Source organism: Shewanella zhangzhouensis (genome assembly GCF_019457615.1).
Lineage (GTDB): Bacteria > Pseudomonadota > Gammaproteobacteria > Enterobacterales > Shewanellaceae > Shewanella > Shewanella zhangzhouensis.
The window spans coordinates 744,581-758,407 of record NZ_CP080414.1 but is presented as its reverse complement, the minus strand read 5'-3'; the positions used below and the strand labels follow the sequence as shown (position 1 = coordinate 758,407).

Sequence of the window (13,827 nt, the reverse complement as noted above, 5' to 3'; positions counted from 1 at the left end):
CCCATTGGATTAACATCCCAGCCAATCAAAAAAGCCGCAATAAAAGCGGCCAGCAGTATCAGGAAACCCATTGCGCTATCTACTTGCTTTGGCAGCATTTGTTGCCCCATTGCCCCTGTGTTTTGCCCAGAATACGCCGCCATCAAACTTTGCCGAAGCCAAGCGTACGGCCCAAAAAATCTATGCCGCCCTGCCGATGCAGAGCTTTTACTGCGGCTGCAGCATTCAAACCAAGGGTAAACGCTGGGAAGTTGACCACAACAGCTGCGGCTATCAGGTCCGTAAAAACGCCGGACGAGCGGAGCGGATAGAGTGGGAGCATCTGGTACCGGCCTGGGAATTCGGTCACCAGCGCCAGTGCTGGCAACAGGGAGGCAGAAAGGAGTGCACTCAAAACGACTCCACCTTCGTGCGCATGGAGGCCGACTTGCATAATCTGGTGCCAGCCATAGGCGAAATCAACGGCGACAGAAGCAACTACCGCTTCCGTGAATGGAACGCCGCCCCAACCCAATATGGTCAGTGCGAGATGGTGGTGGATTTTAAGGCCCGCCACGTACAGCCACCACGTCGAAGCCGCGGCGCCATCGCCCGCAGTTACCTTTACATGCAGGCACAATACGGTCTCAAGATTGCACCTGCCCAATTAAAGTTGTTTGAGGCATGGGATAAAAGCTATCCAGTTGATAGTATTGAGTGCCAGAGAGACCAGCTTATTGCCGGCGCCCAGGGTAACCACAATCCCTTTGTCGCACGCGGCTGTAGAGCGGGCGCCCTCGATGTTCAAACGGCAGATTAACAGTTTCAGGATCCCGAATGCGAATTCCAAGAATTTTCCAGCCACTTGACCTGTCTCCTTCAGCGGAGTTTGCCCTCGATGAAGATGGCTTTGCCCATGTGGGTCGGGTACTTCGCATGGGTGAAGGCGAGCAGATCAGGGTATTCAATGGCGATGGTAAAGATTACCTGGCAGACATAGTCTCGGCAGGTAAAAAGTCTCTCACGGTAAAAGTGGTTGCAGTTGAAGACAACCAGAGTGAGTCACCGCTGCATTTGCACCTTGGCCAGGTCATCTCCCGTGGTGACCGTATGGATTTCACCCTGCAAAAGTCGGTGGAACTCGGTGTTAACACCATCACGCCACTTTTTTCTGAGCGCTGCGGCGTCAAGCTCAGCGGTGAGCGGCTCGATAAAAAAATTGCCCAGTGGCAAAAAATCGTGATCAGCGCCTGTGAGCAATGCGGCCGTGCCACTGTGCCAGAGGTTCGCCCCGTCATGGAACTGGCAGACTGGTGCGCCGAGCAAACACAGGCCCTTAAATTGAATCTTCACCCCCGTGCCGACCATGGTATCAATGGCCTGGTGCTGGACAATCCCAGGGTCAGGCTGCTTATTGGCCCAGAAGGCGGGCTGTCCGCAGACGAGATTGCCATGACAGAAACCCACAAATTTACCGAAGTATTGCTCGGCCCCCGGGTACTTCGTACTGAAACGGCCGCGCTGACCGCCATTACGGCACTGCAAATGAAATTTGGCGATCTGGGTTAAACCCGGCTCCCCCGCATGAGAGGACGCAAGATGATTAAACTCGGCATAGTGATGGACCCCATCAGCGACATCAACATCAAGAAAGACTCCAGCTTCGCCATGCTGATGGCCGCCCAAAATCGCGGCTATGAGCTGTTTTATATGGAAATGCAGGACCTGGCCATGGTCAGAGGCGAGGCCCGCGCCCGCATGCATCCGCTCAAGGTAATGCAGAACGCCGATTGCTGGTTTGAATTGGGCGATGCAATTGAGCAGTCGCTGGCCGAGCTTGATGTCATCCTGATGCGTAAAGACCCACCATTTGACACCGAATACATTTACGCGACTTACATGCTGGAGCGCGCCGAAGAGGCGGGCGTGTTGATTGTCAACAAGCCGCAGAGCCTCAGGGACGCCAACGAAAAGCTGTTTACCGCCTGGTTCAGTGAGTTTACCCCTCTGACCATGGTCACCCGCGATGCCGGCCGTATCCGCGATTTCCATGCCGAGCATGGCGACATCATCTTAAAACCACTGGACGGCATGGGCGGCGCCTCTATCTTTCGCGTCAAACAGGACGATCCGAACCTTGGCGTCATCATAGAAACCCTCACCAACCACGGCAATTGCTACGCCATGGCCCAGGTGTTTATTCCTGAAATCACCGCCGGCGACAAGCGCATTCTGGTGGTGGATGGTGAGCCTGTTCCTTATTGCCTGGCGCGCATCCCCAAGCAGGGTGAAACCCGGGGTAATCTTGCCGCAGGTGGCCGCGGTGTGGCCCAGCCATTGTCTGAATCAGACTGGCGCATCGCCAAGGCGCTGGGGCCAGAGCTCAAGCGCCGTGGGCTGATTTTTGTGGGCCTGGACGTGATTGGTGACAAGCTCACCGAAATCAACGTCACCAGCCCGACCTGCATCCGTGAAATCGAAGCCGCTTTCGAGGTGGACATCACAGGTATGCTGATGAATGCCATCGAAGCCCGTATCAATAAGAAATAACCGTGGGCGCCTGGCGCCCTTCTGCCTTGGGGAACCCTATGTCATCGAAATTATTGGCCCTGTTGCTGCTGGCCCTGCCCCTGACAGCCACTGCGGCCGATCCGCTTAAAACCCCATCCAAGCCCAAAAACATGGTCATCATGATTGGCGATGGCATGGGGCCGGCTTACACCTCGGCCTATCGTTATTTTAAAGACAACCCGGACACGGAAGAAATCGAGCAAACCGTGTTCGACCGTCTGCTGGCGGGGATGGCGAGCACCTATCCGGCACCTGTGTCCGGCTATGTAACCGACTCGGCCGCCGCCGCCACGGCGCTGGCAACAGGCCACAAGAGCTATAACGGCGCCATTTCGGTGGATGTGAACAAAGCTCCCCTACCCACCCTGTTTGAGAAAGCGCGGGAAGCCGGTTTAGCCACGGGCGTTGCCGTCTCCAGCCAGATAAACCATGCCACCCCAGCCGCGTTTCTGGCCCACAATGAAAGCCGCAAAAACTACGACGAGCTGGCCGCAGCTATACTGAACAGCAATGCCGAAGTGCTGCTGGGCGGCGGTCAAAAGTATTTTGATGAGTCACTGCTCGCCGACTACCGCGCCAAGGGCTACCAGCATCTCACTGACATCGCTGCGCTCGACACCATCAGCAGTGGAAAGGTGCTGGGCCTGTTTGCCGAAGTGCAATTGCCATGGGTGATAGATAACCCGGACGCACATCAGCTTTCTCGCCTCACGGCCAAGGCGTTGGAACTCCTGTCCCAGAATGACAAAGGTTTTGTGCTGTTGGTGGAAGGCAGCCTGATTGATTGGGCCGGCCACAACAATGACATAGTGACTGCCATGGCCGAGATGGACGAGTTTGCCCGCGCCATTGAAGTGGTGGAAGAATTCGTCCGCACCCGCGGCGATACCCTGATGGTGATTACTGCCGATCACAATACCGGTGGTCTGAGCATAGGGGCAGATGACCAATACCTGTGGGATGCAGCACTGCTGCGCGGCGTGAAGGCAAGTCCCGATGCGATGGCGGCGGCTATCATCGCCAACGATGTCTGGCAGGAACAGCTTGAAACGCAATTGGGCTTTACCCTTGAGTCCGATGAGCAAGCAGCGATTTCACGGGCGAGAATGCAAGGGCAGGACGTTTTAAGCACTGCCATCAAAACTATTCTGGATAAACGCAGCTATACCGGCTGGACCAGTGGCGGCCACACTGCGCTCGATGTGCAGGTATTTGCCCAGGGCCCCGCATCCGGACTCTTTATCGGCCATCAGGACAACACTGAAATTGCCCAAAAGATGATGAGCCTGCTGCCTAAACCTAAAAAAGCAGCCGCTGTGGTAGAACCCACAGCCCCCTCGGTAACCCTGCCACCGGAAGCGCCTGTCAGTAACACCGAACAGGCGAGTGAGTTTGTACCAGAGTCTGCTCAGCTACCGGAAGTCAGCCAAGAGACTGAAGCCAAGGCGACCAGCAACTAACCCGCCATTTTGCCCAGGAGTTCGCCATCGCCGCTCCTGGGCCACTCCCGCCCTTCGGTAATGCCGGTTAAGATGTCCATCGCCTTGTCTTCACTGATGGGTTTGGAGAAGAGATACCCTTGGGCAAGCTCGCAACCTGCAGTTTCCAAAAACTCCCTCTGCAGTTCGGTTTCAATGCCCTCGGCCACCACGGTTCTGCCCAGATGATGCGCTAAATCTATTACTGTGGTGACTATGTGGGTATCGGCACCATTCTCCAGCACCCCAGCGGTAAAGCACCTGTCAATTTTGAGTACATCAAAGGGGAGCTGCTTTAAGTAACTCAACGATGAGTAACCGGTACCAAAGTCATCAATGGCAATGCGCACACCCAGCAGTTTCAGCTCCCGCATTACCTCCATGGCCTTGTCTACCTGCTCAATCACGCTCTCTTCCGTCACCTCCAGCAGTAAGCAACTTGGTGGAACGCCTGAAGCCGTCAGCAATTTACGAATAAAATCACTCAGCCCCGGTGTGAGATAATGGCGGGCCGACAAGTTCACCGCAATATAGAGATCATCCCACCCCTGAAGTCTCAACCGCTTGAGCATTTCCACGGCTTCGCCCAGCACATAATTGCCAACCTTGATAATGGCATCACTCTCTTCGATATGGGGGATGAAACTGCCCGGCATGATTAAGCCACGACGGGGATGAAACCAACGGATAAGGGCCTCAAAACCCTTTATTATGCTGCCATCCAACGAGACGATTGGCTGTAAAAACAGCATAAGTTGCCGCTCGCTGATAGCACTGCCGATTTCCTGCTCAACCATCAGGCGATTATTGGCCTTGTGCAACATATCTTCAGTAAAGACACGGAAGTTGGAGCGGCCGGCGTCCTTGGCCTGGTACATGGCGAGGTCTGCATACTTAATCAGCTCTTCGGCACTGGTGGTTGGCGAGTCACACATGGCCACCCCAATACTGGTGGTGACAATCAGCTTGTGATTCCCCAGTACCACAGGCTGCTGCAACGACGCGAAAATCTTGTGTATTACCCGCCGCACGTCCTGCTCATCGCGGATACCCCGCAGCAGAATCAAAAATTCATCGCCCCCCTGGCGGAATACCGTGTCCATACTGCGAACACTGTTGCCCAGTCGCGATGCGATGATTTTCAGCAGCTCATCGCCCTCGTTGTGCCCCAGGGCATCATTGATACGTTTAAACGCATCCAGATCCAGAAACAGCAATGCCAACTTGTCGTGTACCCGCCCCACACAGGCAATCGATTTATTAAGCTCATGAATTAGCATTGATTTATTAGGCAAGCCTGTGAGCATATCCAGCATCGCCAGCCGCTCCAGCTCTCGGGTATAAGAGTCGACATCGGATTCCAGGACTTGCTGCCGTTCAGTGAGCGCCATCATGGCCCGGCCCATAACATCCACCTCATCGGATACCAGCACACGCCCCGAACCCAATTTTGTCCTGATTTCATCAAACTTTTGCTCGGCAATCAGCGGCAGCATGCGGGTGTATAGCTCAAGGCGGCGGATGGGTGACCATGCCAGCAGTCCAAGGGTAGCGCCAGTGAGCAACAAGGCAATCAGCAGTAATCCCAACATATTTTGCTGAAACGCTTTCAGCAGAAAATGCCATTCATCCAACTGCCAAAGCACTATGATCCCGGGTCCATCTTCGGTGGCATCCAGAGAATAAAACCACATCGCGTAAGGGTGGCCAAGAATATAATAGAGGCTCTGTTTGTTGGAAATTTCCTGCCAGTTCCACTGGATTTTGGCTTGTTCCAGCAAGGGAAGACTCAATGTCCGATTACTGATACTGAAAAGACGGCGCCCCCAGAAGAGCAAGTCCTGAGTTACGTTTTCCCTGGGCCCCAATACTGCCAACTCGAATTCTTCCTGGGCCCGGAAGCTACTGAGCAGGTTAGTCAGCTCAAATTCCAGGTAATACCGGAAAGACTCCTTGTTGTGCAGTACCGGCACCTGAATTTGCAATAAGCAACGTTCCACACAATCAATACGCCAAATGGGCACGCTGGCCTTGCTCCATCGCTGGAACCATTTGTACTCGCTGTCACCCGGCAAGCGTCCAAGGTAAAAGCCGCTGTGGCTAACGGAGCTAATGCGTCCAAAAGCATCCATGCCCCAGGCAAGCTGCATATCCGGCCATTGCTCATTGAGATCTTTATGGCTTATTTGCGGTGCATATACACGGGGGCCAGCGTAAAGGAGCACCTGATGAGCACTGCTCACGGCATCTTCCACCGCCTGATTAACCGCACGGCGCAGGTGCTGCTGCAATGCGTGCTGTTGAGATTCAAGTAAAAACGCCTGCTGATGTCCAAGCTCTCGATAGGCAAAGGTACCCAGCACCAGGGTGAGAATACTCATCAGCGCAAACACGGCCCCCAATAATTTCCATCTCAGGCTCAGATACCAACGGCTTTGTGCTATCTCATTCATAGGCTCACCATTGCAATCGATACGAGAGTTGCAGCGCAAAAATGGACCAGTCTTCGTCCTGTGTTGCGGGATTTTTGTTGAGGATAGGTGGTACCCAGGAGGCGCCTTCGACCCAGTGATATTCCACCCCTAACAGCCAGCTGTCGGCAAAACGCCACTTGAGCCCCAGACTCCAATCTTTGCTGTAACCAAAATACTCAGGCAATCCCTGCAGTGCGAGACGCTTCCCATCGGGATCGTCCAGATTTTCCACCGAATGGTCATAGCGAACAAACCATTCCAGCCGTTCTCCCAGCAGATAACGGACATCAAGGTAATAGCCACGATAGGGCTGCTCGGCACCCCATTCCCCCAACAGCATGTTGTCGCTTAAGGTTCGCCAACCCCGAGAATATTCAGTGGTGAATTCCCATTGAGCCCAACGGTACTGAGCAGAAAGCACATAGTTCAACAACTTAATGTCGCCGTTCATATTGCTCAGTTCGGTCTCGAAATTCAGCCTGGTTTGATACAGATTGGCGCCAAGCCGCCAGCTGTCGTTGCTATAATCAAGGTCCAGCGAGTAAAAGTACTCAGACTCAAATTCACCATAATCCAGGGTACCGAGAATATTCCGGCTCAAATCATCGGTGACATGCAGCACGCCGCCACTGACATTCCATTCCAGCGTGCCGCTACTCAGCCTGTGACTGCCAAACAGTCCAACACCATCGATATGTGACTGGGCATCGCGGTAGTAGTCGGCATAAATGGACTGGGGCAGGAATATGGCGGGGCGGGTAAAGGGCACGTCACGGGTACTGGAATAAAACCCGATTTCGTTTTTCACCCGGCCAACACGGATGCCGGCAAAGCCATTGTCGAGGGGGCTGAGATATTCGGCGAACAGATAATCCAGGTGAAAATATTCATCGCTGAGGTTACCCCGTTGGCGGTAAACCAGGGCGCCTGCCAAACGAATATTCTCTGTGGGGCGCCAGGAGGACATCAGCGATGCTTCAGACAGCGCAACACTCACATCATCGCCATCGGTTAAAAAGTCACTGCCGTTTACACCCACAAGCCCCTGGCTGAGGTAGCCATTGAATTGCCACTCATCAGCATAGGTTACACCGCTGTAGAGCAACGAAAGCAGCAGACAATCAGTGACTTTCATGGGCAGTGTCCTTTGCAGTTGTCTCATCCGGTAGGTAGCCTATTGCGCCGGGGGTTTCCGTTACTTTGCGCCGCATCTGGTCAGGGGAGGCGACTATTTCGGGGCGATCGGCGGTCCCCGAATATACCAGTCGGTCCCAGTGACGTTGCAGTACATAGGGGAACACTTCCAACGACTCTGTACAAAATTGCCTGTGCAGTTCAGATTCCGGCGGCAATATAAATACCCGGATAGGGCTTCCATCAGGCCAAAACAATCGTTGCCGTGAAAAAATCAACCTCAGCTCTGACACCGTAAGACCTTTGGCCAGAGTCTCGTCATGGGCAATGATTTCGGCATTTGCTCCCAAACTAAGCACCAATAACCACATCCATGTCGTTAAACGGTACATTGACACTCCCTTTCTGGTCGCTAACGCCCGGGCAGCCATCCAAAAATTGGCCCGAAGCAGTCTGTAGCCTTCTTTTATAGCGTAGGTGACGAATCCGTTGTTTGCTCGTCAAAAGTGGCTGAAGACTCCCAAGCCTATGGGCTATAATCGGCTCAAATTTCGCGACGCAGAACACCACATTGCTTACCAACCCCTCCGAGCTCCTGACAAGAAACATAGAGCAGCTTGAAAATCAACGCGTTATGTTAATAAACATCGAGGCGGACGAGCTGGGCTATAGCTTGACTCGCCACTGCACCGAAGTCGCGGCGCTGGCGCTCGACTTTAATCATTTTCAGGCACAACCTCGGGGTAAAAATGGGTTTCGCTGTGAATTTGGTCACCAGTGGAGCCGGGATGAAAAGTTCGACGTGGTGGTGGTGTATTTCCCCAAAGCCAAGTCCCTGGCACCTTATTTATTTGCATTGGCAGCGTGGCACCTGCACCCGGATGGCACTTTGCTGATCACCGGTGAAAACAAAGGTGGCATCAAGTCAGTGGATAAACTGCTGGGCAGCGCCTTTTCCCCGGCCAGTAAAATCGATAACGCCAGACACTGCCTGCTGTACAGTGCCACCCTGATAGCAGAGGCAACCAAGCCCACTGCCGAAGATTGGGTGAGCCGGTATCGGCTTTCACTGCCCGGAGGCGATATTCAAATCTGCAATATGGTGGGCGTGTTCTCCGACAAGCAACTGGACCAGGGCACCGCTTTACTGTTGGATAACCTGCCCAGACTTGAGGGCCGCGTACTGGATTTCGGCTGCGGCGCCGGTGTGATAGCCATAGCGCTGATGCAGCAAAATCCCGATCTTCAGTTGGAGTGCGTGGATATCAATGCCATGGCGCTCCTGTCCTGTGAGCTGTCACTCAAGGCCAATGGCATGCAGGCGAAAGTCTATGCATCCGATGGTTTGGCGCAGACTGAAGGCCTGTTTAATGCCATTGTTTCCAACCCGCCCTTTCACGACGGTTTAAGCAGCACCACAGATATCGCAACCCGGTTTGTGGCCGACAGTTACAAGCAACTGCAAAAAGGTGGCGATTGGCAAATCGTTGCCAACCGACACCTACCTTATTCAGATACCATTGCCAAGGTGTTTGGGGAGGTCAATACGGTGGCAGAAAACAACAAGTACAAGGTCTACGCCAACAAAAAACGTTGAAAATATTATGCTCTACGCCCTGATTCAGGGCGTTTGGCCCCCCAGCCCTCATTCGCCAGTTGCTAAAAAAATCACTAAACTGAAAATCAGTGCACAAATTAGCCACTGAAGTCTTTTTTGGTGAAAGTTTATCTTGTTATACTCCGAAAGCTGTATCCCTGACTAAGCCCCTGCCGTAAATGGGGTTTATCGTCGTCATCCGGCGGCTCGAAGAAAAATAACAACAGATAAACGGGTAATAATTATGTTGGCTCCAGAACTGCTCGAATTGAGCGAAGATGGTCTTAAAGCGGAACTCAGACTGATCCCCGCAACACATGGCCCTGTCAGCGAAAATGATTTAAGGGAATTGCTGGCCCTGCCCGGCTTTACCGATCTTTGTCCACTGGAACCCGTTATCCAAAAAGCTGTCATCAGTATCAACAAGCTATGTGGGCAGGATGATGGCAAATTTGAGCAATTTTTTGCCATTGCCGAGCGTCGCAATGGCAAAGTCCTCATCGAGGTCAGCCCGGATCAAATGCAGGCTGAGATGGAAATTTTCGCCGCCTACGGCGGTAACCAAATTACCCTGCAGGATGTCTTGGTGGCTTTGAAGGCCGAAGGCGTTTCCATGGGGCTCAGCAAGGTGCGTATTGAGCAACTGCTGAAACAAATTCCCAACCTTGCCCCCGGCGCCAGTTGCAAACAAGTCATTGCCATCGGTAAGCCCGCGGTTAACGGTGAAAACGCAGTCCTTGACCGTAAAGTACCCCTCGCAAGGGAACGTTTGCTGCAACCACAGGAGCGGGAAGACGGTACCGTGGATATGCGCAACCTGGGCTCGGTTATCACGGTTAAACCCAATGATGTGCTGATGGTCAAGCTCCCGGCGACAGATGGCATACAGGGTTTTACCGTGAAAGGAACCCCTCTGCCTCCAACCCCCGGAAAAGACCTGCCTTTAATCCCCGGTGAAGGTACGGCGCTATCGCCCCAAGATCCCCATAAATTAATTGCCACTGTGGCAGGTCAGCCGGTTGAAACCCGCACCGGCATGCAAGTTGACGACATGCTGCAAATCAAAGAAGTGGATGTGAAGTACGGCCACGTCAACTTCAAGGGCTCGGTGTTAATCACGGGCGATGTGCATGAAGGCATGCAGGTGAAGGCCAGTGGTGATATTACCGTGATGGGTTTTGTCGACTCGGCGCAGCTGGAGGCCGATGGCGACATCATCGTCAGTAAAGGGGTCATTGGCCGCCAACTGGCCGATAACAAACACTCCACAGTGCTCAAGGCCAAAGGCCAGATTGCCGCGCAGTTTGTACAATACTCAGAACTCGTCGCCGAAGGCGATATTCAGGTGACCAAACAGCTGCTGCACAGCAACACCACTACCCTGAGTAAACTGTTGGTCAGTGACAACAACGGCCGCCGCGGCGATTTGGTCGGTGGGCAGGCCCATGCAGCCAAGGGCGTGCGCGCCGTAGTCATAGGCGCTACCGCAGGCACCAAGACAGAAATCTTCTGTGCCATGGATTTGAGCGACTTGAAGAACGAACTCAAGGCCCTGGATGAGAGCGTCAAGTCCATGGTGGTTGCCTGTCTGGACATCGACGCCCGGATCCGCAAACTGCCCCCCAAGAGCGAATGGCAGGACGATCCCGTTATGCTCGAACAGGTGCGTATGATGATGGAGCAGAAAAAACGCATGTCAGACGAGCGCGTTCTGGAAGAACAGCGATTCGAAGCCCTCAAGCAGGAAGTTGATAATTACTATGCCAATTATCGGGTAGAAGTGCTTAAACACATTTTTGCCAACGTCGAGCTGCATATAGGTCAGGCCTTTAATCGCACTCAAAGGGAACACGGTACCTGTATAGTCACCAATCAGGGGCAGGAAGTGCATTTCGATTACAGTGCCAAGCCCTGAGCGAATGAGCACCCGTTACCTCCCCCATCCTCAGTTAATCTGGCCAGCCCTGCTCAAACAGCAGGGCTGTGACGAACTCTTACCGCTGGGTTCCGCCGACGATTGGCACAGGTTCTGTGCTGACTCCAAACATCTGCTGCAATATGGCGACAGCCTGATAGATGCCAACTTTAACCGCTTTGAACTTGGTGAAGATGCCCACTGGCACCCAACCGCCTCCCTGCCACCCGAGGGGCTGAATGACCTTATTCGCGCCCACTGCGCCACCCTCGGTCACTGTTGCCTCAGCAAAATGCATTTATATTCTCTGATGGATGCCATCGATTTTCTCAATGCACTGGAGGGCTGAAAAAGCCCGTATTTCCCGCTATGATGCTCGCCAATTTATTGTATATGACCATGTTGACGGTCAGATACGTGTTTACCGCAGGGAAATGAGGTGCATTTTGGAATTGCTCAGAGTTCAGTGTCTTGGAAAAACCTTGAGGTTGGAAGGCTCACTTGCCGGTTGGCAGGAACTCTATTGGGATAATCAATTAGTGTCACAAAAGGTAGCCGGCGTGGAGAATGACGGCCTGCGGGTACACGAATTCAATCTGCAATCCCACCAGCCCAATCAGGAAGCCCCGGAGCAAATCGCAGTGCGGCTCGAAACCGATCTGATTTGGCAACCCTTTAAGCTGAACTATCGCCTCCTGGCCGAAGACCAGGTGCTAGCCGAAGGCACCCGCACCGAAAAAGACATGGAGCGCCAGGAACCCGAACTGCCCCGGAAAAATACCCAAAAGCTGAGCCTGGTAGGTTTGGCCTCCCTTGGTTTTAAGCTGCTCAAAAGTGCCAAGGTCATCAAAGCCGTGCTGGCAGGTGCCAGTCTGGCCGCCTACAGCTGGCTGTTTTCATTCCAGTTTGCGTTGGCGCTTATCGCCTGTTTGGTGATACACGAATACGGTCATGTGCGGGCGATGAAATACTTCGGCATGAAAACCAAAGGCTTTTATCTGATCCCCTTTATGGGCGGTCTGGCCCTGTCGGAAGACAAGATAAACACCCGCTGGCAGGATGTGGTCATCTCCATCATGGGCCCCACCTTCGGTCTTTTTATGTCACTGGCCTGTTTGGTGGGCTGGTGGGTAACTGACAATCCGTTTTTCGCCGGTCTCGCCGCCTTTAACTCGCTCTTGAACCTCTTTAATTTGCTGCCTATCCTGCCACTGGATGGTGGCCATGTGATTAAGAGCATCAGCTTTTCCATGAACAGCAAAACGGGCTTGTTGCTGTGCGTGCTCGGTGCGGTATTTGGCGTTTGGCTGAGCTACAGTCTGGGGCTGGCGCTGCTGGGCTTTTTACTGTTGATTGGCAGTGCGGAAATCCTGTTTGAGTGGCGCGCCCGTCATCACAGCCATTTGATCCCACTGGACAGATACGGGCAGATTTTCTCAACGGTCTGGTATCTCCTCACCCTGGCGGCCTTTATCGGCATCATCTGGTATTTCGCCGGTATGGGTGATGGTTTGCTGGGACTGCCGCTGCAAATCCTGCAAAGCTGACCGACAAGAACTCAAAAGGGCGCCACTGGCGCCCTTTTTACTTTGGTTTACCCGTGGCTAACGAGCACGTGGGCTCGACCCCCGTACTTTCAATTGCACCGGCAGTCGCTGCAACCCCTGAATCTGCTTGCCACTGCGGATGTCTTCCAGTACCTGACATACTGCAGCACCGAGAGCATCGGCATCAATGGCGATGCTACTCAGCGCCGGCGTCATCAGGCAGGAGTCTTCCAAATCGTCAAAGCCTACAATCGCCATATCTTCACCGGGCAGAAGGCCCTGCAGCCTTAATTGCTCAATGGCACCGTAGGCAACAATGTCGGTAAAGCACACCAGCGCCTCGGGGCGCTGTGATGATGCGAGCAGCTCAGCCATGGCAAGGCGACCGCCATGGCGATTGGTGAGCGGCGTTTCCCACACACCTGCAGGTTCGAGTCCGGCTTCTGCCAGCGCCGCCTTAAAGCCCGCCAAACGCTCACCGTAGTCTGAAATACGCTGATTACCGCCAAAAAAGCCGATACGGGTATAACCCTGGCTCAGCAGATGGCGGGTCGAGGCCAGTGTGCCGGCGTGGTTGTCGGGCTGCACTGTGGGTACGCTCGCCCCCTTCACTTCCCGCATGATATGGATAACGGGCACAGTGGCGGCAAGCCTATCCACCCAGCCCGCATCCGTGCCGGGAGCAGGACAAATCACGAAGGCCGCCACATTGTATTCTTTCAGGCTTTGCACCAGCTGGCTCTGGGTGTCCTTGTCTTCACCTGAATTAACCACCATGGAAAACAGCCCCATACGGCGGATATTGGCCTCAAGCCCCACCGCCAATTGCGCCGAGTAGGGGTTGGTCAGGTCGTTAATGACAATCGCCACCAGATTGGAGCGCTTACCCCGAAGCGACGCCGCCTCACGGTTGTACACATAGCCCAGTTCGGCCATGGCCACCTGCACCTTGTCGCGGGTAGCGGGATTGACCTTGTCACTGCCCTGCAGCACCAGGGATACCGTGGATTTGGAGACGCCTGCTGCCTTGGCCACGTCAATCACAGTCACGTTTTTCTTGGTTGTTTTTGCCTGCATTCCTGTTCCCTGAGTCTGGTCTGAAGAGTCGCCAGCGCATCAAAAGGGTTTGAAT

Annotated in this window: 12 protein-coding genes; 8 read left to right on the top strand and 4 right to left on the bottom strand. The window is 53.8% G+C overall.

Features of this window, described 5'->3' with window-relative positions; genetic code table 11:
• The first annotated feature begins 70 nt into the window (after window positions 1-70).
• Genes K0H63_RS03270 through K0H63_RS03255 form a run of 4 tightly spaced genes read left to right on the top strand, consistent with a single transcriptional unit; the run spans window position 71 to window position 4,010 of the window.
• The gene (locus K0H63_RS03270) at window positions 71-799 is read left to right on the top strand and encodes an endonuclease (protein ID WP_220066707.1); all 729 of its coding nucleotides are present in this window, start codon (window positions 71-73) and stop codon (window positions 797-799) included.
• A gap of 17 nt (window positions 800-816) precedes the next feature.
• On the top strand, window positions 817-1,548 hold the full coding sequence (gene rsmE / locus K0H63_RS03265; RefSeq protein ID WP_220066706.1) for a 16S rRNA (uracil(1498)-N(3))-methyltransferase: 732 nt from the start codon (window positions 817-819) through the stop codon (window positions 1,546-1,548).
• A 30-nt stretch (window positions 1,549-1,578) separates the two neighbouring features.
• Window positions 1,579-2,529 carry a glutathione synthase gene (gene gshB / locus K0H63_RS03260; RefSeq protein WP_220066705.1) on the top strand — a complete coding sequence of 317 codons (951 nt, stop codon included), beginning with the start codon at window positions 1,579-1,581 and terminating at the stop codon, window positions 2,527-2,529.
• Between the two features lie 38 nt (window positions 2,530-2,567).
• Entirely contained in the window at window positions 2,568-4,010 is a 1,443-nt protein-coding gene (locus K0H63_RS03255; protein WP_258405647.1) for an alkaline phosphatase, read from the top strand.
• On the opposite strand, the gene K0H63_RS03250 is transcribed toward K0H63_RS03255, so the two are convergent.
• The 3 genes from K0H63_RS03250 to K0H63_RS03240 are packed head-to-tail and all read right to left on the bottom strand — an operon-like array spanning window position 4,007 to window position 8,028.
• Window positions 4,007-6,481 (bottom strand): putative bifunctional diguanylate cyclase/phosphodiesterase, encoded by a 2,475-nt coding sequence (locus tag K0H63_RS03250; RefSeq protein ID WP_220066704.1) that lies wholly within the window; start codon window positions 6,479-6,481, stop codon window positions 4,007-4,009. The genes K0H63_RS03255 and K0H63_RS03250 overlap by 4 nt on opposite strands.
• A 4-nt stretch (window positions 6,482-6,485) precedes the next feature.
• Window positions 6,486-7,637 (bottom strand): hypothetical protein, encoded by a 1,152-nt coding sequence (locus tag K0H63_RS03245; RefSeq protein WP_220066703.1) that lies wholly within the window; start codon window positions 7,635-7,637, stop codon window positions 6,486-6,488.
• Window positions 7,624-8,028: a type 2 periplasmic-binding domain-containing protein gene (locus K0H63_RS03240; RefSeq protein WP_220066702.1), complete on the bottom strand. Its 405-nt coding sequence runs from the start codon at window positions 8,026-8,028 to the stop codon at window positions 7,624-7,626. The genes K0H63_RS03245 and K0H63_RS03240 overlap by 14 nt, the downstream gene beginning before the upstream one ends.
• 179 nt (window positions 8,029-8,207) lie before the next feature.
• On the opposite strand from K0H63_RS03240, the gene K0H63_RS03235 reads away from it, so the two are divergent.
• The 4 genes from K0H63_RS03235 (at window position 8,208) to K0H63_RS03220 (ending at window position 12,695) form a co-directional block, all read left to right on the top strand.
• The gene (locus K0H63_RS03235) at window positions 8,208-9,233 is read left to right on the top strand and encodes a methyltransferase (RefSeq protein ID WP_220066701.1); all 1,026 of its coding nucleotides are present in this window, start codon (window positions 8,208-8,210) and stop codon (window positions 9,231-9,233) included.
• A gap of 244 nt (window positions 9,234-9,477) precedes the next feature.
• Window positions 9,478-11,148 (top strand): flagellar assembly protein A, encoded by a 1,671-nt coding sequence (locus tag K0H63_RS03230; protein ID WP_220066700.1) that lies wholly within the window; start codon window positions 9,478-9,480, stop codon window positions 11,146-11,148.
• Between the two features lie 4 nt (window positions 11,149-11,152).
• The gene (locus K0H63_RS03225; protein WP_220066699.1) at window positions 11,153-11,497 is read left to right on the top strand and encodes a DUF4144 domain-containing protein; all 345 of its coding nucleotides are present in this window, start codon (window positions 11,153-11,155) and stop codon (window positions 11,495-11,497) included.
• 85 nt (window positions 11,498-11,582) lie between these two features.
• Window positions 11,583-12,695 carry a site-2 protease family protein gene (locus K0H63_RS03220; protein WP_220066698.1) on the top strand — a complete coding sequence of 371 codons (1,113 nt, stop codon included), beginning with the start codon at window positions 11,583-11,585 and terminating at the stop codon, window positions 12,693-12,695.
• Window positions 12,696-12,752: 57 nt separating this feature from the next.
• Here K0H63_RS03220 and K0H63_RS03215 read toward each other — a convergent pair whose 3' ends face one another.
• Entirely contained in the window at window positions 12,753-13,772 is a 1,020-nt protein-coding gene (locus K0H63_RS03215; RefSeq protein WP_220066697.1) for a LacI family DNA-binding transcriptional regulator, read from the bottom strand.
• Window positions 13,773-13,827: the final 55 nt, after the last annotated feature.

Coding starts and splice junctions, on each gene's coding strand:
- gshB (WP_220066705.1), top strand. CDS start 1,579: ATGATTAAACTCGGCATAGTGATGGACCCCATCAGCGACATCAACATC.
- K0H63_RS03250 (WP_220066704.1), bottom strand. CDS start 6,481: ATGAATGAGATAGCACAAAGCCGTTGGTATCTGAGCCTGAGATGGAAA.
- K0H63_RS03245 (WP_220066703.1), bottom strand. CDS start 7,637: ATGAAAGTCACTGATTGTCTGCTGCTTTCGTTGCTCTACAGCGGTGTA.
- K0H63_RS03240 (WP_220066702.1), bottom strand. CDS start 8,028: ATGTACCGTTTAACGACATGGATGTGGTTATTGGTGCTTAGTTTGGGA.
- K0H63_RS03220 (WP_220066698.1), top strand. CDS start 11,583: ATGAGGTGCATTTTGGAATTGCTCAGAGTTCAGTGTCTTGGAAAAACC.
- rsmE (WP_220066706.1), top strand. CDS start 817: ATGCGAATTCCAAGAATTTTCCAGCCACTTGACCTGTCTCCTTCAGCG.
- K0H63_RS03215 (WP_220066697.1), bottom strand. CDS start 13,772: ATGCAGGCAAAAACAACCAAGAAAAACGTGACTGTGATTGACGTGGCC.
- K0H63_RS03230 (WP_220066700.1), top strand. CDS start 9,478: ATGTTGGCTCCAGAACTGCTCGAATTGAGCGAAGATGGTCTTAAAGCG.
- K0H63_RS03255 (WP_258405647.1), top strand. CDS start 2,568: ATGTCATCGAAATTATTGGCCCTGTTGCTGCTGGCCCTGCCCCTGACA.
- K0H63_RS03225 (WP_220066699.1), top strand. CDS start 11,153: ATGAGCACCCGTTACCTCCCCCATCCTCAGTTAATCTGGCCAGCCCTG.